Raw genomic sequence first — 19,827 nt, 5'->3', positions numbered from 1 at the left:
GGGCAACTTTCCTATACCTTCCCAGTTTTAGTATTATTTGATTAAGATTTTAAGAATTTTCAATATATCAGGCGGTATTCGTGCTTTTTAGTAGATACTTGCCTTTACTATACATCCCTAAAAGCAAGTCTGCAGTGATGCTGTCTGGACATTTGACATCAGAGATGATCGATCACATTAAAATCAACGACTATTCGAATACCCCCAAATACCAGCAGATTTATAACTCAATCGTAGAAGGTATTGAAAATCGGGATATTCTACCGGGCGATAAACTGCCGTCGATTCATGAGCTATGTGCCTCATTCGACGTGTCGAAGGGCACCATTGAGCGAGCGTATGAACTACTGAAAGAGAAAGAGATTATTGGCGGTGTAAAAGGCAAGGGCTTTTACATTAACTATACGCCAACAGGAAATAACCTGAAAATATTCCTGTTATTCAATAAGTTAAGCGCCCATAAAAAAATCATCTACGACTCTTTTGTCGAGATGCTGGGCGATACTGTAGCGATTGATTTCTTTATTTATAACAATGATTTTCGACTGTTCCGGGATTTGATTCAGCGTCAGGCCCATAATCATACGCATTATGTTATCATCGGCCATTTTTTCGACGGGGAGGAGAAGGCTGCTGAGCTAATCAACAGTTTACCCAAACATAAACTGGTAATTCTTGACAAACTGCTCGACGGCATAACCGGCAACTATGCGGCTGTATTTCAGAACTTCGAAAAAGACCTCTACCAGGCGTTGATTGAAGCGTTGCCTTTATTGAGGAAATACAGAACCATCAGTATTCTTGTGCCCTCCTACACCTATCACCCCAAGGCCATACTGAACGGCTACTATAAATTCTGTTATGAATATGGGTTCCAAACCAGGGTTATTCATGATATTCAGCAGGAGCCTATCCTATCTCAGCAGGCCTATATTAATTTAATGGAGGAAGATTTGGTCGAACTGATTAAGAAGATAAAACAAACGGCCTATGGCATCGGGCAGGAAGTAGGGATACTTTCCTATAATGACACCCCCCTTAAAGAGTTTCTTCTGGAAGGCATCACGGTAATCTCAACTGATTTTGCTCAGATGGGGCGATCAGCCGCGCAACTTATATTGAATGGTAGTCAGGAGCATATTGAAAATCCCTTCCGTTTGATCGTACGAAAATCACTATAGCAACGAACAAATTGAGTTTCATTCGACAATGGAATTTGTATGACCCCGATGGGGTCAAATGTCTATAGAAACTATGTCGGCTATAAACGTTTGAGCCCATCGGGGTCATACAAAAGGTCATTGTATAAGCTGCTTATTGTATATAGCCTTCGATGGCCCCCCGGACATTGCCAAATTGTGCTAATAATGCTTCTGCTTTTTCACGGTCGACGCTCAACTCGTCCATGACCATACGAGCGGCCCGGTCCTGCAACTTAATATTCGACAATTGCATATCGACCATTTTGTTGCCTTTCACCCGGCCCAAACGTATCATAACCGACGTCGAAAGCATGTTCAGAACCAATTTCTGGGCTGTTCCCGCTTTCATACGTGTGCTGCCCGTCACAAACTCGGGGCCTACAACCACTTCAACCGGATATTCGGCCGCTTTGGCTACAGCCGATCCTTCATTACAAACAATACACCCGGTTAGTAGGCCAGCTTTCCGGGCTTCCTCCAGGCCACCGATTACATAGGGCGTTCTACCTGAAGCGGCAATCCCGATAACGGTATCCAGGGAGTCAGGATGATAGGGAGCCATGTCTTTCCAGGCTTGCTCGGGATCATCTTCAGCAAATTCTACAGCTTTCCGAATGGCACCATCCCCTCCAGCAATAAGACCAATGACTAAATCGTGTGGAACTCCATAGGTGGGAGGGCACTCCGACGCATCGACGATGCCCAGACGGCCACTCGTACCTGCTCCAATATAAAAGAGCCGTCCGCCTTCTTTCATACGTTTAGCCGTTTCATTTACCAGCGCTTCAATCTGCGGAATAGCCTTCTCCACGGCTAGCGGAACCGTTTGATCTTCCTTATTTATTGTAACGAGCAAGTCGTGAACCGACATCTGCTCCAGATGATCGTAATGCGATGTGCTTTCTGTTGTCATACCCCAAAAGTAATACTCACGTATTTTAACCGACAAATAATCATTTTTTTCTTGCCTTTTCGAAAAACATAATTTTTCTTTACAGCGTTATTACACCAGCAGCGAAATTTCGCTAATTGCAAAATATGCTTACCGAATCGACTCCTACTGAACTAAATCGCTTTAGTCGTACCCTTACCCAGGAAATTAGTAACCCAGCCGCCAAAGCCATGCTCTATGGAGTAGGCCTTACGGAAGACGATATGCAAAAGCCTCAGATTGGCATTGCCAGTACGGGCTATGAAGGCAACACCTGCAATATGCACCTGAACGGCCTTTCGGTGTACGTTAAGCAGGGGATTCAGGCGAATGGGCTGGTAGGTCTTATTTTCAATACAATCGGTGTATCGGATGGCATGACCAACGGTAACGACGGCATGCGGTATTCACTGCCCAGCCGCGACCTTATTGCCGATTCCATTGAATCGGTAGTAGCCGCACAGTGGTATGATGGTGTAGTAACGGTAGTAGGCTGCGACAAAAATATGCCGGGTGCCATAATGGCCATGGCCAGGCTCGATCGACCTGGTATTATGGTTTATGGGGGCACCATTCGTTCGGGCCATTATAAAGGTCAGAAACTGGATATTGTGTCGGCCTTCGAAGCGCTGGGTAAAAAATACGCAGGTAACATTTCCGACGAAGATTACGAAGGCGTTATCAAAAACTCGATTCCGGGTGCTGGTGCCTGTGGTGGTATGTACACCGCCAATACTATGGCTAGCAGTATCGAAGCGATGGGACTAAGCCTACCGTTTAGCAGTACGTATCCAGCTACTCACGAAGGCAAACAGGAAGAGTGTAAAAAAATCGGGGCTGCCATGCGGCTATTACTCGAACGGAACATCACACCGCAAGAGATCATTACCCGCAAATCGCTCGAAAACGCCCTAACGATTGTAATGGCTCTGGGCGGTTCTACCAATGCGGTTCTGCATTACCTGGCTATTGCACGAGCAGCCGGTATCGAACTGACCCTCGACGAAATTCAGGCGATTAGCGACCGGACACCCTTAATTGCTGATCTGAAGCCAAGTGGCAAGTACTATATGGAGGATATGCTCGCTATTGGGGGCGTTCCGGCCGTCATGAAATACTTGTATCAGAACGGCTATATCCACGGCGATTGCCTGACTGTAACCGGAAAAACGGTAGCTGAAAATCTGGAAGATGCCGCTGATCTGAATTTCGAAACGCAAAAGATTGTATTCCCGCTAAACCAGCCTATCAAGCCAACCGGACATATTCAGATTTTGCGCGGTAACCTCGCCCCAACGGGAGGTGTCGCTAAGATTACAGGAAAGGAAGGGTTAAAATTTGAAGGGCCTGCGAAGGTTTGCGAACACGAGAGTGAGGTAATTGAAGCGCTATCGAAAGGCCAAATTCTACCGGGTCAGGTAATCGTGATTCGGAACGCAGGCCCTAAAGGTGGCCCTGGTATGAGCGAAATGCTGAAACCCACCTCGGCTATTATGGGCGCTGGTCTTGGCGATAAAGTAGCCCTGATCACTGACGGCCGCTTCTCAGGCGGCACCCACGGATTCGTGGTTGGTCACGTAACGCCCGAAGCGTATGAAGGTGGCCCGATTGCCCTTGTTAAAGACGGTGATCGTATTACCATCGATGCAACCACACGCGAAATCATTTTGCATATCTCGGACGAAGAAATGGCGTATCGGAAGAGTGAATGGAAACAACCCGCTCCACGATTCACTAAAGGCGTCCTGGGCAAATACATTCGAAACGTAAAATCAGCTAGTGAGGGATGCGTAACCGATGAAGCGTAGCTGAAATCGTTCCCTCGCTAAATAGCATAACGAGTCAATACAACAAACTGAATACGACCTTAAAACCGCTACAAGCATCATGGAAGCTATCGCCAACGTTATGCCGGAAGCCATTGAAACTGCCCCGGCTCCTACCTACATCAACGGTTCGCATGCCCTCATGCAGGCACTTGTGGCAGAGGGTGTCGATACAATTTTCGGTTATCCTGGCGGGGCCATTATGCCCGTTTATGATGCCTTATACGATTTTCAGGAGCGTATTAACCATATTCTGGTTCGTCATGAACAGGGAGCTGGTCATGCTGCCGAAGGGTATGCTCGCGTAACGGGTCGGGCGGGGGTTTGTCTGGTAACCTCTGGCCCCGGAGCAACCAATCTGGTTACGGCCATTGCCGATGCGCTGATCGATTCAACCCCGCTGGTCTGTGTGGTAGGGCAGGTAGCCAAAAAGCTGCTGGGTACTGATGCATTCCAGGAAGCCGACGTGATGGGTGTAACCATGCCTATTACCAAATGGAATTACCAGATCACCAGCGCCGATGAAGTTCCTGAGGTTATTTCAAAAGCATTTTACATTGCTCAGTCCGGTCGCCCCGGCCCCGTCCTGATCGATATTACCAAAAGTGCACAACTGGAATTGATGACGAAGCCCTTTGCCTATGAGCGTTGTCAGAGCATCATTAGCTACAAACCCCGTCGTGTACCGAAGCAGGAACAGGTAGAAGCTGCTGCTAAACTGATCAATAGTGCGAAGAAGCCTTATATTCTGGTCGGTCACGGTGTTCAGATTGCCAAAGCCGAAGATGAGCTTCGGGAATTTGTTGAAAAAACGGGGATTCCAGTCGCTACCACCTTACTAGGCCAATCAACGATCTCGACGGCTCATCCACTGTATGTAGGCTGGCTGGGTATGCATGGCAATTACGGTCCGAATGTGATGACCGATCAGGCCGATGTGATTATTGCCATCGGTATGCGTTTCGACGACCGCGTAACGGGTGATGCCAGCAAGTATATCAAACAGGCGAAGGTTGTTCATATCGAAATCGATCCGGCCGAAATCGACAAAATTATTCGTGCCGATGCCCCGGTTGTTGGTGATGCGAAAGAAGTGCTGAAAGCGCTGATTCCGCTGGTCAATCCAAATGACCATACGGTCTGGCGGAACGAGTTCAGGAAATATGATGCGATCGAAAAAGAAACCATAACCGTACCTGAACTGACGAGCCAGACGGGTAAAATCAAAATGGCGGAAGTGATTGACCTGCTTTCCAAAAAAACGAAGGGCGAGTCGATTCTGGTCACCGATGTAGGTCAGCATCAGATGATGGCTTCCCGCTATTATCAATTCCGTCGGCCTAACAGTCTGGTTACATCGGGGGGTATGGGTACCATGGGCTTTGCGCTCCCGGCTGCCTTTGGAGCGCAGGTCGGTGCTCCCGATCGCCAGGTGGTAGCGATCATCGGTGATGGCTGTTTCCAGATGACGCTGCAGGAACTGGGTACTATCGTTCAGAACAAGCAGCCTGTAAAAGCCATCATACTGAACAACAACTTCCTGGGCATGGTCCGTCAGTGGCAGCAGTTGTTTCACGAGCGCCGGTATTCGTTTGTCGAGTTACAAAATCCTGATTTCGTGACCATCGCCAAAGGATTCGGAATGGCTGGCCATACCTGTAACGAACGGGAAAGTTTATCCGACTCGCTCGATAACCTGCTGAATTCCGATGGCCCTTATCTGCTGGAAGTTATCGTCGAAAAAGAAGAGAACGTATTCCCGATGGTGCCCGCAGGTGCCAGTGTCGCGCAAATCAGATTGAAATAACGTGGTGTCGGGTTCTCAAACCCGATACACTTAAAACCGTGTCGGGTTTGAGAATCCGACACCACAAACGATGACAACATACACCATCTGCATATTTACGGAAAATACCATCGGGCTGCTCAATCGCATCACGATCATTTTTACCCGTCGCCGGATCAATATCGAAAGCCTGACCGTGTCTGAAACGGAGCGCAAAGGCGTATCGCGTTTTACCATCGTCATCAAACACGAATCCCGTGAGGAGGTCGAAAAACTCGTCCGGCAGATTCGTAAGATCGTTGAAGTGCTGGCCGTATTTGGTTATCTCAACGATGAGATCGTTTACAATGAAATTGCCCTGTTTAAAGTATCAACCGGACTGGGTAGCAAACCCCTCGATGTTGAAACCATTAACCAGCAATATAAGGCCTGGGTCGTTTACTGGGGCTTAGATTATGTGGTAATCGAAAAGACAGGAAACGATACCGAGATTTTTGACTTTTTCAATTACATCAAACGACACGAAATTCTGGAGTTTGTTCGCTCAGGTCGCGTAGCCGTCGGCAAAACCGAGAAAGGGCTCGTTGAGTACCTTCCCGAAGCCGACTGGGCGTATTATATGTAAACAAAGTCATTCCGGTTCAGGCATGACACTAACCAAGTAGTAACCCCCAAATCAGAGTACAAAACCAATTAAACAATGGCAACGATTAATTTCGGAGGAGTTGAGGAGCAAGTAGTGACTCGTGAAGAGTTCCCGCTGGAAAAAGCCCGCGAGGTGCTGGCAAATGAAGTGATCGCCGTGATTGGCTATGGCGTACAAGGCCCAGGTCAGTCGCTCAACATGCGCGACAATGGTTTCAACGTAATTGTTGGTCAGCGGAAAGGCAAAACCTACGACAAAGCCGTAGCGGATGGCTGGGTTCCCGGCGAAACACTGTTTGAAATCGAAGAAGCTCTTGAAAAAGGCACCATCATCTGCTTCCTGCTTTCCGATGCTGCTCAGATCGAACTCTGGCCAACCGTAAAAAAATACCTGGTTCCTGGTAAATCACTGTATTTCTCGCACGGCTTCGGCGTAACTTACAAAGAGAAAACCGGCATCGTTCCACCTGCCGACGTTGATGTATTCCTGGTTGCTCCAAAAGGATCGGGTACCTCACTGCGTCGTTTGTTTGTAGAAGGCAAAGGACTGAACTCGTCGTTTGCTGTGTATCAGGATGCATCGGGCAATGCTCGTACCAAAGCCATCGCTATGGGTATCGGTGTTGGGTCAGGCTATCTGTTCGAAACCGATTTCTACAAAGAAGTAACCTCCGACCTGACTGGTGAACGTGGTACGCTGATGGGCGCTATTCAGGGTATTTTTGCCGCTCAGTATGAAGTATTGCGCGCTAACGGACACAGCCCTTCTGAAGCGTTCAACGAAACGGTTGAAGAACTGACCCAATCGCTGATGCCACTGGTAGCCGAAAACGGTATGGACTGGATGTACGCCAACTGCTCGACCACAGCCCAGCGCGGTGCCCTCGACTGGTGGAAGCCCTTCCGCGATGCGACCAAACCTGTGTTCGAACAACTATACAACTCAGTAAAATCGCAGGAGCAGGCCGAAATCAGCATCACGCGCAATTCGCAGCCCGACTACCGCGAAAAACTTGAAGTAGAACTGGCCGAACTACGTGAATCGGAAATGTGGCAGGCTGGTGCTGCTGTACGTTCACTACGCCCAGAACGGAGCTAGACGTAGTTCAATACTGTACTAAAATGGCTCGACATAGTTTGTGTCGAGCCATTTTAGTATAGTATTGAATCACTTCAGTCTATTTAAAGACCTGTTTGCTGACTTTCCCCTTCGCTCCAACGGCATAGCAGGTACCTTTTACACAGGCCATAGAATGAAACCCTTCGGTGTCGAGCTTTTGCCAGGTCTGACCCTGATCGGCTGATAAGCTGGTGCCCGATGGGCCAATTGTTAGCAGTCGATCGCCGGGGAGCAGCGCAACGGCCTCTTTCAATCCTGCTGGATCGGTCTGTGCAACAGTCTGCCAGGTTTGACCACCATCGCGGCTGATGGCCACGTTCGGGCCAGGCTGACTTTCCTGTTTATAGTTACCGCCGACAACCACACCCACTTTATCGCTGAAAAATCGCATGCCAAACAGGCCGGTTGCTTCACCACCTGGCAACGGCGTATTGCTGACGGTCCAGGTTTTCCCCCGATCGCGGGAGTGGAAAACACGTCCGGCCAAACCACCACCCGACGCAATCCAGACATTTCGTTTGCCTTCAACAACCAGGCTGGTACCACTGGCGGCAAACGCAGCTTCGTTGGGCTGCATGAGCGGTAATGCTGCTGGCGGAACGGCTTGCCAGGTTTTACCTCCATCGTCGGTTGTCAGAATAGCCCAACGCCCGTCAATGGGATCGCTGAACACGATACCGTGCTGGTTATCCCAGAAGTCGATGCCATCGAAGAAGATACCCTTCTGGTCTGTTTTATAAAGTAACGCCCAGGTTTGCCCGGCATCGGTGGTTTTATAGATACAGGCCTGGCCATTTTCGGCGGGTCCGGCACTCATGAAGTAAGCTGTTTGGGCATCCACCGCGTGTACATCCCGGAAATCACAGGTTTGAGCATCGGGAACTGTACCTGTTTGCCAAGTTCGGCCGCCATCGGCCGTTCGAACAAAGGTGCCTTTGGTGCCACCGATCCAGACGACCTCGGCATTGGCTGCACTAACCGCCCGGAAACTAGCATCAGTACCCACCGATTGAGGCTGCCATTGAGCGATGCTGTACAAGGGAGTCAGTAACGTAATGAATAAAATGAAGTGCTTACGATTCATGGGTTGTATAATACTGTTGAATGCTTTCGGTAAGTACCTGATAAATTTCCGAAAGCCGGGGTTGTGATTGCAGGTACATTAAGTGCTTGTCGAGGGTACTCAGATCGGCCCGACGAGCGGGGCCAGTTTGTACATCGGCTGGATTGCCGACCCCTAATCCTTTTCGAACTGTTTCAGAAATGAGTGGTTTGAGCAGATCAAACTCAAGCCCTTTCTGCACGGTTAAATCATGGGCCAGTGCCATCAGGTGATTGGTAAAGTTACAGGCAAACACAGCCGAAACGTGCAGGGTTAGTCGCTCTTCGGACGAAACGATGTACACAATATCACTAATATCCTGCCCTAGCTGAACCAGCGACTCTTCGGTAGTGGTGTCGGAGGCTTCGATGCATAAAGGAATCCCCTCAAAAGCCATGAACGACCGCCCCCGGGTAAATGTTTGAAGGGGATAAAAAACACCCGTCCGAACCGGAACGTCGCTGTAAATAGTCATCCAGCGTTCCAGCTCCTTAAGCGGTTGACCGCCGGACGTATGAACCAGCATGGCATTTTCGGGAAGAACGAGCTGGGAACAAACCGTTTCGAGCGCCTGATCTGAAACGGCCAGAACAAACAGTTGTGATGGACTGTCGGCAAAATTCAGATCAGAGTGGGTACGGGCATCATACAGATTGCTCACCAGTTGACGAGCATGCTGGAGCTGTCGACTATAGACCTCATTGATGTGATGGCCCGCATTTTCGAGGGCTGGAGCAAGGTGCCAGGCCAGGTTACCCGCACCGATAAACGAAATTTCCATCTTCAAGTATAGGCATTTTGCTTGAATCAAGGCTTCTGTCGGCCATTTCTCTTTCGACCAATAGCCGATCAGTCATGTAGACGGAATATGGCCCGGTAATTGTATAGCAGTTTAACGTTATGGATTAATTAATCGATAATCATAATAAACCATTCGTATGACATCGCCTTAATGCTTACTTTTGGGGCTTATCTTTAGCGATTCAAAGTATAGCCTATTAAAAAATCTATTAATCTGTTAGACGAATGGGCCGTTTTTGGCCGTTTGATAGAAAGACATTCCATACGCTACTAATTCTGAACCCGAAAGTACCCTCAATGGTGAACCCTTACTTTGTTCACATCCCTGTTATCCATCACACTTTTTCCGTTGTCAGCCGTTTCTCATTTGCGACAAATGGGTGGCTGACGCTGGGATGCTGGGTATTGCTTGGGCTGGGTATAACAGTCGGTCAGAACCAACCTACACCAGCCCGACGCGGTGCCGCTGCCCGAAGGCAACAGGCCACCAACGACTCCGCACGGGCCGAAGCGCGCCGGAAAGCAATTATGCGGGCCGATTCGGTTAAGCAGGCTATTCAGGACCGAAACGATAGTATTCGTGCGGCACGCAGTGCCAATCGTCGGCCAACGGTAAACTGGCCCGATCGTCGGGCAACGCGTTTCTCTGAACGGCCATCCCGATCTCCATTTATTTTACGAGATCCCAAAGGGGTTTCGACCGATTTCCGGCTTAGCCCGACAGGGGGTATTGGCGTAACGGAACGAGTGCGTTCGGGTGTATCGCTGTCGGGAGCTCCTCCGGCTAATAATACGCCGGGACGTAATGAACCTATTACGCCCGCTGCCTCTACGACAACAGCTTCTGGGCAACCGATTCCTGGTCTGTCATTGCCGCCGTCGCAGTTTGGCTTGCCCTATCGTCCGGCCGAGACAATTCCTTACTCGACTTATAATCAGATTCAGAACCAGACGCTTGAACAGAATCTCTGGCGCGAATACGGAGCTAAACGCGATGGACAGAGCGCCATCAGCGGCCGAGGCCTGGTACCTAAACTAGAACTTCCACCCGTCATTGATCGATTATTTGGCGGTAGCCAGGTCGACTTTAAGCCGAACGGTTTTGTTACACTCGACTTTGGGTACCTCTATCAGTTCAACGATAACCCCGCCTATCCTGTTCGTCAGCGTCGGACGGGTAATTTCCTGTTCAATGAACAGATCAGTATCAACTTCAATGGTAAAATTGGTGAAAAGCTAGGTGTACTGGCCAATTTCGACACGAAGGCTAGCTTCAATTTTGAGAACGCCCTGAAACTGAATTATCGGCCGGGTGGAGGTTTGCCTGCTTTCGGTACGGGGCAGGGTATGCCGAGTTTACCAGGGTTACCGAATGCGCCAAATCTGCCAAATGCGCCCAACCTGCCGAATGTTCCTGGAGTGAACGGGTCAATGCCCGGAATGCCAAACTTTACCCCTCAGAACGAGAGCATTATTCAGGGTCTGGAGGTCGGTAATATTAGCTGGGCTGTTAATAGTCAGCTCATTCCGGGGGTGCAAAACCTGTTTGGGATCAAAACGCAGCTACGGTTTGGGAAGTTGAATGCTACGCTCGTCGCTTCACAACAACGGTCCCGGAAGAATGAGATCGTGCTACGTGGAGGCACCTCGAACCGCCCGTTCGAAATTCGGGCTGATAATTACGATGAGAACCAGCACTTTTTCCTGTCCCAGTTTTTCAGGTCTCTTTACGAGTCATCGCTGAAAACGTTGCCGCAAGTTACCTCGGGTGTGAACGTAACGCGGGTAGAAATCTACGTAACCAACCGGACCAACACCACCGAAACCCTTCGTAACATTGTCGGTTTTCAGGATCTGGGCGAAGGCAATCCCTACAACCAGACCAATGGTAATCTGACACCATTTTCGCGAAACAACCGTACGCCAACGGATAACTCATCCAATGGTTTATTTACGAAGCTAACTGCCCAGCCAAACCAGCCATTCCGGCAAATCGATCAGACAAACGATCAGTTGGTCAACTCGTTCCAGCTCGCCAAAGGAACGGACTACGATTTGCTTCGGGGGGCTAAACGACTGACCGATAAAGAATTCAGATTACAACCCGATCTAGGCTATATTTCCTTAGTAACACCACTTCGGAACGACGAAATTCTGGCCGTGGCCTACGAGTACACCTATCAGGGCCGTCGGTATAAAGTGGGGGAACTGACCGAAGATTATCAGTCACGACGAGCCGATGAAGTACTGGTGCTGAAACTGTTGAAGTCGTCAACCCTGCGCAATAATCTTCAGTTGCCGATGTGGAACCTGATGATGAAAAACATCTATTCACTCAGCACATCCCAAATCACACGTCAGGGTTTCCAGTTGCGGGTTATTTACAAAGACGACCTGACGGGGATCGACAACCCGAACTTGCAGGAAGGCCGTCGGACGCAGAACCGGCCTCTGGTTCAGCTTTTTGGTATGGACCGATTGAACCAACAGTTGGATGCCCAGCCCGACGGTAATTTCGACTATGTTGAAAACTACACGATCGACAGTCGATACGGCAAAATCATTTTCCCGGTATTGGAGCCGTTTGGGTCCTATCTGGAGAAGCAGTTCGATGCCGATGAAGATGCGTTGAAGGCGAAATATGTGTTCAAGCAACTCTACACAACCACAAAAGCTGATGCCGCTCAGCTTGCTGCCTTAGATAAATTTTTCCTGAAAGGGTCATTCCAGTCAGGCAATGGAGCCGATGTGCAGTTGCCATACGGCGTCAATGAGCAGTCGGTTCAAGTAACAGCAGGAGGGGTTCCTTTGACGCCGGGGCAGGATTATGTGTTGGATGGGCAGTCGGGCCGATTGCGGATCATCAATGAAAGCGTAACCAATTCCGGGCGTGAAATCAGGATTAGCTACGAACAACCTGATTTATTCCAGAACCAGATTCGGACACTGATCGGAACCCGGCTGGATTATGCCATCAATCGTGACATCAGCATTGGCTTAACGGCCATGCACATGAAAGAAACACCGGCTGGTTTTCTGACGCGTGTAGCGCTTGGAAATGAGCCGGTTAATAACACGATTGTCGGTCTGAATGCCAATATTCGGAAAGATGCACCCGGGCTGACGCGCCTGCTCGATGCCTTGCCCGGTGTACAGACTAAGGAATTATCGACCGTTCAGTTTACGGGCGAAGTAGCCCAACTGTTTCCAGGCACAAACCCAAGAGCGCGTAACGAGAGCTATCTGGACGATTTTGAAGCGGCCCGTACCATTTACGATCTGACTCGTCAGCCCACTCGCTGGCGGTTGGGCGCTACACCACAACAGTTCCCACAAGGGTCCTTTGCCGATCCACTGCCGTATGCCTACAACCGGGCGCTGGTTTCGGTCTATACGGTCGATCCTAGTATTTTCGGTTCAACAGGTGTGTTGGGTGTATCGTCCAATATTGATGTGGACGACGCCAATTCCCACGTATATGAACGCCCATTTCTGCCACAGGAATTATTTCCGGGGCGGTCGGCGCGGCCGGTTCAGTTACCTGAGAATATTCTGGACGTAGCCTACTTCCCCAGCGAGCGGGGTATGTACAACTATAACCCCAATCTCGACCAGAACGGGCACCTTCCTAACCCAAGGGGCAATTTTGGTTCGGTTACCCGAGCCATTGCCTCAGACATCGACTTCGATAATGCCAATATCGAAAACATCACGTTCTGGCTTATGGACCCGTTCGTGCCCGGAGAATCCGGCAAGATTCGGGGTGGACCCGATGCGAGCCAGTTCTTTGATAATACGGGCCGTGTACGCGGTGGGAAGCTGGTATTTAACCTGGGCGATATTTCGGAAGACGTTATTAAAGACAGTCGCTACGAATTTGAAAATGGCTTCCCGCTCGATTCGGCCATCAGCGCCCGAAATCCGGGTACGGAGACTACCGCCTGGGGACGGGCACCAACCCGCCAATTTGTGACGAATGCCTTCCAGAGTGGCTCTCGGGAGCAACAGGACATTGGACTGGACGGGCTGAGTAGCCAGCCTACCATTCCGGCTGGTGTAGTCGCTGAGAAAGATTTCTACAGAAATTACCTGAACACAGTTCTACCCAAAATAACCAATAATCCTGACGCCAGGGCTGCCATTGAAGATGACCCATCGGGCGATGATTTTAAATTTTATCTGGGTGAAGAAGCCGACCGGCAGAAATACATCATTGCCCGGTACAAGCGGTATATGGGTATGGAGAACAATTCTCCCGAAAATACGAGTGCTAACCAATACCTGACCCCAGCTTCATCGACCCTGCCCGATATTGAAGATCTGAACATCGACAACACCATTAATGATAATGAAGCCTATTACGAATACGAACTGGATCTGCAACCCGGAAAAATCGAAGTAGGGCAGAATAAATACATTGTCGATAAGGTATCTGTGCCCACAAAAGGCGCTCCGGGTGGTATTGTAAACTGGTATCAGTTCCGAATTCCAGTGCGGGAATACCTGCGGAAGGTGGGGAGTATCAACGGCTTTAAATCCATCCGGTTTATGCGGATGTATCTGACGGATTTTGATAATCCGGTAGTACTTCGCTTTGCTGAGTTGCAAATGGAGGCCAACCAGTACCGTAAGTATACAGGAGACCTGAATCAGCACGGTTTGCAGGAAGTCCCCGAACCATACGATGCGAACTTTACAGTATCGACGGTTAATATTGAAGAAAACAGCAGTACACAGGTTACGTCGCAGGGCGGTGATAAATACGTCTATTCGGTTCCACCCGGCTACGTTCGTGACCGCGATTATACCCAGCCAAACGTGGTTGAACTGAACGAGCAGTCGATGCGTCTGAGCGTAACAAACCTGCGTGATGGTGACTCACGGGGGGCGTTCAAAAACACGAATTTCAATCTGTTGTTCCGGGAGCGGCTCAAAATGTTCGTGCACATGCACAACCCCGACAACGAAAGTGGGCAAGTTTCGGCGTTTGTACGGATTGGAACCGATTATACCGACAACTACTACGAAATCGAAATTCCCCGCCTGATTGCTACGCTCCCAAGCGTGACCGATGCCGATGCTATCTGGCCAGCGGCTAATCAACTGGACATTGCTTTAGCCGAACTGATCAACCTGAAAGCAAACCGCAACCGCGAATTTGGCCGCCGGACCTCGTTGCCCTACACACAGACGTCTTCAAATGGCGTTTATCAGATAACGATAGTCGGTAACCCCGATTTGAGTTCGGTACAGTCGATCATGATTGGGGTACGTAATCCTAAAATTGTGGGCGATGGTGAACGGCCGAAAACGTTTACCGTCTGGGTAGATGAACTACGAGCCAATGGCTACGATCAACATGCTGGAACGGCAGCCGTAGCGGCTTTAAGCATGAAGCTGGCGGATTTAGGTACGTTAACTGCTTCCGGCCGAATTACGACCTTTGGCTTTGGTGGCGTACAAAGTCGAATCGGAGACCGGGCCCTTGAAACAACCACGGAGTTTGGTTTGTCGTCGGCCCTGGCAATCGACAAATTCCTGCCAGCCACCTGGGGCTTGAAGATTCCGTTCTATGTCAACTACGACCATCGGAACGTCGATCCGCATTTCGATCCGCTTGATCCCGATATGCCGCTGGAAACGTCGCTTTCGACAAAAGCGAATGACGCCGAGCGTAATAGTTATCGGCAGCTAGTACAGGATAATACGACCCGACGGGGCTACAATTTCTCGAATGTCAGGAAGGTAAAGACAAACCCGAATGCCAAATCGCACTTCTGGGATATTGAGAACTTTGCCTTTACCTACGCCTTCAACGACATGAAACGCACGAACATTCTGACACAGGAGTACCTGCAACGACAGAATAAAGGCGGCATTTCGTATACCTATAGCGCTCAGCCACGGGCATTCGAACCATTCAAAAATGTTCGGTCATTCGAGGCTCCTTACCTGCGCTGGCTGAAGGATTTTAACCTGACTCTGGTGCCATCGCTGGTTTCGATCCGAACCGACATGGACCGGAGTTACATCAAAACGCAGCTTCGTTCGTCGGACCTGACGACCAATGGGATTCTGCCGCAGTTTGAAAAATACTTCCTGTTCAACCGCTACTACGATCTGACCTGGAACCTGACGCGCAGCCTGGTATTGACGTACCACGCCCAGGCCAATGCGATTATCGACGAACCAGCGGGTGACATCAACACTCAGGCTAAACGTGACTCGATCTGGAATAGCATTAAGCATTTAGGACGGATCAAAAACTTTGTGCAGGATATTCGGGCCACGTATCGATTACCGCTCGACAAAATTCCACTGCTCGACTGGATTGCGGCCGATGCTACCTATGGCGTAGGGTATCAGTTTCAGGCCAACTCATTTGGTATTGCTGATTCTTTGGGTGTGCCGTTTGGCAATATTATTCGTAACAACCGCGAGCGTGGTGTAACAGGGCGGGTTGATCTGATCCGGTTGTATAACAAAATCCGGTACCTACGTTTTGCCAATACACCAGCTCCCGTTCGGAAAAATTTCGCCCGGAACCCAGGCGATATTGAAGAGATTGAGCGTGGTGACAGTAAAGTGCTGAAAAACTTTACACGGGCTTTGCTGACCGTTCGCGGGATTAACTTCTCGTATAATCTACAGGAGTCGACTATCTTGCCGGGCTTCTTACCATCGCCCAAATTATTTGGATTAAGTGCCGAGAATGCACCGGGGCTTGCTTTCGTATTGGGTGGACAGGATCGGAACATTGCCTACAAAGCGGCTCAGAAAGGTTGGCTGACGCCTAGCACGGTATTGAATACACCTTTCCAGCAGAACATCACCAAGAAGTTTACAGCCAGTACTACCCTCGAACCGTTCAAAGATTTTCGAATGCAGATAAACTGGCGTCTCGACCGGACAGATGCCTATCAGGAATACTTCCGGCCGGGTTCGCAGGGTGGGCCATTTGAAACGCAATCGCCAGTGCGGAGTGGTCAATTCAGTATGTCGTTCTGGTCGTTCCGTACGGCCTTCAAAGGGCTGCGGAGCGATAACACCTCGGTACTCTTCGACAGTCTGGAGAGTTATCGAGCGTACTTTGCGGGTAAGCTTAATCAACAGGCCCGAGAAGGTGGCCGTGCCGGTACTTACGATCTGAATGCGCAGGATGTATTGATTCCATCGTTTTTTGCAGCGTATAGTGGGCAGCAGAAAGAAAAAGCAAAGTTCTCGCCTTTTTATAATTTCCCACTGCCCAACTGGCAGGTCACGTACAATGGCTTATCAGGTTTAGGGTTTATTAAAAAAGCGTTTAGTGCATTTACGATCAACCATAGCTATACATCGACCTATAGTGTCGGTAATTACATCTCCAATCTGGATTATGGAGCGGCCTACGTAAATCTGGCTGTGCAGGACTTTGGCGTCGGTACGCTGACAAACCAGCTAGGCCAGTTTATGCCTATCGTCGCCATGAGCACCATTACCATGTCGGAGAAGTTTGCGCCGATGATTGGTGTTCAGGTTCAGACAAAGAATCGGATTAGCGGACAACTGTCATACAATCAGAGTCGGGATGTAGCCCTGAGTTTATCAAATGCTCAGGTGGCTGAGTTGAGCAATAAGGATTTGACCGCGTCGCTGGGCTTTACCCGGCAAAACGTCAGGATACCGTTCCGTATTAACGGGGCCTACAAAAAACTGAAAAACGACCTGACGTTCTCCTGTGCGCTGACCTTCCGGGATACACGCACGATTCAGCGAAAACTGGATGCTGAACAGACTGTTACGGCCGGTAACGTGAACTTCCAGTTACGCCCGCAGATCAGTTACATTGTCAGTCGCCGATTGAATTTCAATCTTTATTTCGACCGTACGTTCAACGACCCACTCGTATCGAATTCGTTCAAGCGGGCTACCACGTCGGGCGGGGTACAATTGAAGTTTAATCTGGCTGAATAGGCGCTGACTTAATCAGGAAACAGACCAATTTTATGGATCAGGTATCGCCTGACCTGCTCAATTTGGGAGGCTGCTTCATCCATCTTCTGAAGTTGAGTTTCCAGAATCGCCCTCTTTTCGGCGTTGGTTAAGCGACCTGCCTGCCAATCCATAAATTTTTCCTGAATATCTTTAAGTGAGAACCCCATAGCCTTGATGAACTTGATCTGTAATAACGCAGTCACATGGGATTCATCGTATTGCCGGCGCCCTCGGCGGCTAGTTCTCAAGCTTTGCACAATATGTAACTTTTCATAAAAACGGATTGTATCGACGGTAAAACCTGTTCGATCGGCTAGCTCACGGATATACATATTTCTAAAAAATTCAGCGTAGTGGGAATTCTGGAGTTAACTCCACTTTGTTAACTATGCGAATATGAAACCATTCAGACCCATGTCAAAAACAATTTTTATTACTGGTGCTTCGAGCGGTTTGGGCAAGGCCGCAGCGATTTTGTTTGCCAATAAAGGGTGGAATGTAATTGCCACTATGCGCAAACCTGAACAGGATGCAGAATTGGCTCAACTGGAAAGCGTTCAGTTACTTCCATTAGACGTTACAAACCTGGACCAGATCCAGACTGTAGCCCAGCAGGTAATTGGTATGGGCGATATAGATGTCGTTTTCAATAATGCAGGTTATGGGTTGTTTGGTCCACTGGAAGGTACAACCGACGAACAAATAGTTCGGGAAATCGAAACCAATCTACTTGGTGTCATTCGGGTTACGCAAGCCTTCATCCCCCATTTTCGGGAAAAAGGATCGGGCTTGTTTATTACTACTACCTCAATAGGTGGCCTGGTTACTTTTCCGTTCAACTCAGTATATCATGCTACAAAGTGGGCTTTAGAGGGCTGGAGCGAAAGTTTGTCGTATGAGCTGTCGACAGTTGGTATCGGCGTCAAAACTGTCTCTCCGGGTGGTATAAAAACCGATTTTGCCGGTCGTTCGCTGGTAGTGGCTCAGCATGAAGCCTATACTGACTCGGTAGCAAACGTATCCGCTGTATTTTCGGACCCTCAACGGTTAGAAAAGTATTCAACACCTGAACAAATCGCCGAAGTCGTGTATGAAGCCGCTACAGATGGTAAAAGCCAGTTACGCTATGTAGCCGGTGAGGATGCCCAGGCTACCTATGCCCTGCGCCTGCAAGTAGGTGACGAATCATTCCGGCAAGGTATAAGCCAGCGATTTTTTCAATAGCTACAGTGAAGCCATTATTTTATACAGTTCGACCGCAATGCATCCGACCAACAATTCGGTTGTTTAGAGGTTGGATAATTAAACCCAATTAACAAACAGATGAAATACAACCAGCTTGGAAATACCGGCGTACTCGTCTCCGAACTATGCCTGGGAACAATGACGTTTGGTGGAAATGGCTACTGGAAAGCCATGGGCGAACTTCAACAGAACGCCGTCAATGATATTGTGAAAACGGCAGTCGATAACGGCATTAATTTTATTGATACCGCCAATGTGTATTCGTTTGGTGAATCCGAACGGCTGCTAGGGCAGGCCATTAAGTCGCTCGGTTTATCGCGGGATGAACTCGTCATTGCGACCAAAGTACGTGGCCGCATGGGCGAAGGCAAAAATCAGGTTGGCTTGGGTCGCTATCAGATTATGCAGCAGATTGAAGGGAGCCTGAAGCGCCTTCAGACGGACCACGTTGATCTGTACCAGATTCACGGCTTCGACCCCATTACGCCATTGGAAGAAACCATGCGCGGGCTGGAAGATGTGGTGCGGAGTGGCAAGGTTCGGTACATAGGCTGTTCGAATCTGGCGGCCTGGCAGGTAATGAAAGCCAACGGAATTGCCGAAAAATATGGCTGGACGAAGTTTATCTCCACCCAGAACTACTACTCCATTGCGGGTCGAGATATTGAAAACGAAATTGTTCCAATGGTGCAGGATCAGCATATGGCTATTTTGCCCTGGAGTCCACTGGCGGGCGGTTTCCTGTCAGGAAAATATACCCGTGACAACAAGCCCGAAGGCGACTCGCGACGACTGGAGTTTAATTTCCCACCTGTCAATCAGGAGCGTGCGTACGACATAATCGAAGTGATGCAGGCTATTGGTGAGTCGCATGGGGTTTCGGTCGCCCGTATTGCGCTGGCCTGGGTGCTGGCTCAGCCAGCTGTTACAAGCGTAATCATCGGCGCTAAAAATACCGATCAACTTCTGGACAATATTAAAGCCGTAGAAGTGAGCCTGACGAATGAGCAGCTCGAACAACTCGACGAGGTGAGCGGCAACCCCAAACCCTACCCACAGTGGATGATTCAACGGCAAAGTAGCGATCGGCTGGGAGCGTATAATTTTACACCGCCCTCCATCGTCGTGAAGTAACGCGGCTGGAAATCCGCACATACTAGCGACTGTGAATGTGAGGCTTTCCAGCCGCATTACT

General features: G+C 49.3%; 12 protein-coding genes. 8 read left to right on the top strand and 4 right to left on the bottom strand.

The window, feature by feature from the left end; all coding sequences use genetic code 11:
• The first annotated feature begins 164 nt into the window (after nucleotides 1-164).
• Entirely contained in the window at nucleotides 165-1,181 is a 1,017-nt protein-coding gene (locus BGO59_RS08220; protein ID WP_293683060.1) for a GntR family transcriptional regulator, read from the top strand.
• A gap of 133 nt (nucleotides 1,182-1,314) precedes the next feature.
• Here BGO59_RS08220 and murQ read toward each other — a convergent pair whose 3' ends face one another.
• Complete coding sequence (gene murQ / locus BGO59_RS08215) at nucleotides 1,315-2,115, bottom strand: N-acetylmuramic acid 6-phosphate etherase (RefSeq protein WP_293683058.1); 801 nt, start codon at nucleotides 2,113-2,115, stop codon at nucleotides 1,315-1,317.
• Nucleotides 2,116-2,240: 125 nt separating this feature from the next.
• Between murQ and ilvD the strand changes: the two genes are divergently transcribed.
• From ilvD to ilvC, 4 genes are all read left to right on the top strand, one after another.
• Nucleotides 2,241-3,941, top strand: coding sequence for a dihydroxy-acid dehydratase (ilvD, locus tag BGO59_RS08210; RefSeq protein WP_293683056.1), 1,701 nt, complete (start codon nucleotides 2,241-2,243; stop codon nucleotides 3,939-3,941).
• Between the two features lie 79 nt (nucleotides 3,942-4,020).
• Nucleotides 4,021-5,766, top strand: a complete 1,746-nt coding sequence (gene ilvB / locus BGO59_RS08205; RefSeq protein ID WP_293683054.1) for a biosynthetic-type acetolactate synthase large subunit — start codon at nucleotides 4,021-4,023, stop codon at nucleotides 5,764-5,766.
• 70 nt (nucleotides 5,767-5,836) lie between these two features.
• Nucleotides 5,837-6,370, top strand: a complete 534-nt coding sequence (gene ilvN, locus BGO59_RS08200; RefSeq protein ID WP_080054284.1) for an acetolactate synthase small subunit — start codon at nucleotides 5,837-5,839, stop codon at nucleotides 6,368-6,370.
• A gap of 75 nt (nucleotides 6,371-6,445) precedes the next feature.
• A complete protein-coding gene (gene ilvC / locus BGO59_RS08195) occupies nucleotides 6,446-7,489 on the top strand; it encodes a ketol-acid reductoisomerase (protein ID WP_293683049.1) in 1,044 nt (347 codons plus the stop codon).
• A 79-nt stretch (nucleotides 7,490-7,568) separates the two neighbouring features.
• On the opposite strand, the gene BGO59_RS08190 is transcribed toward ilvC, so the two are convergent.
• The gene (locus tag BGO59_RS08190) at nucleotides 7,569-8,594 is read right to left on the bottom strand and encodes a YCF48-related protein (RefSeq protein ID WP_293683047.1); all 1,026 of its coding nucleotides are present in this window, start codon (nucleotides 8,592-8,594) and stop codon (nucleotides 7,569-7,571) included.
• Nucleotides 8,584-9,393 carry a Rossmann-like and DUF2520 domain-containing protein gene (locus BGO59_RS08185; protein ID WP_293683045.1) on the bottom strand — a complete coding sequence of 270 codons (810 nt, stop codon included), beginning with the start codon at nucleotides 9,391-9,393 and terminating at the stop codon, nucleotides 8,584-8,586. The genes BGO59_RS08190 and BGO59_RS08185 overlap by 11 nt, the downstream gene beginning before the upstream one ends.
• Before the next feature lie 317 nt (nucleotides 9,394-9,710).
• Here BGO59_RS08185 and sprA point away from each other — a divergent pair, with 317 nt between their 5' ends.
• Entirely contained in the window at nucleotides 9,711-17,366 is a 7,656-nt protein-coding gene (sprA, locus tag BGO59_RS08180; RefSeq protein ID WP_293683043.1) for a cell surface protein SprA, read from the top strand.
• Nucleotides 17,367-17,374: 8 nt separating this feature from the next.
• Here sprA and BGO59_RS08175 read toward each other — a convergent pair whose 3' ends face one another.
• Nucleotides 17,375-17,719 carry a MerR family transcriptional regulator gene (locus BGO59_RS08175; RefSeq protein WP_293683041.1) on the bottom strand — a complete coding sequence of 115 codons (345 nt, stop codon included), beginning with the start codon at nucleotides 17,717-17,719 and terminating at the stop codon, nucleotides 17,375-17,377.
• An 82-nt stretch (nucleotides 17,720-17,801) separates the two neighbouring features.
• Here BGO59_RS08175 and BGO59_RS08170 point away from each other — a divergent pair, with 82 nt between their 5' ends.
• Together BGO59_RS08170 and BGO59_RS08165 are read left to right on the top strand one after the other, a co-directional pair.
• Nucleotides 17,802-18,611 carry an SDR family oxidoreductase gene (locus tag BGO59_RS08170; RefSeq protein ID WP_293683039.1) on the top strand — a complete coding sequence of 270 codons (810 nt, stop codon included), beginning with the start codon at nucleotides 17,802-17,804 and terminating at the stop codon, nucleotides 18,609-18,611.
• Nucleotides 18,612-18,710: 99 nt separating this feature from the next.
• The gene (locus BGO59_RS08165; RefSeq protein ID WP_293683037.1) at nucleotides 18,711-19,766 is read left to right on the top strand and encodes an aldo/keto reductase; all 1,056 of its coding nucleotides are present in this window, start codon (nucleotides 18,711-18,713) and stop codon (nucleotides 19,764-19,766) included.
• Nucleotides 19,767-19,827: the final 61 nt, after the last annotated feature.

Origin of the sequence: Spirosoma sp. 48-14, assembly GCF_001898575.1 — a bacterium.
Lineage (GTDB): Bacteria > Bacteroidota > Bacteroidia > Cytophagales > Spirosomataceae > Spirosoma.
The sequence above is the reverse complement of the archived record's forward strand: the minus strand, read 5'-3'. Positions and strand labels throughout refer to the sequence as shown.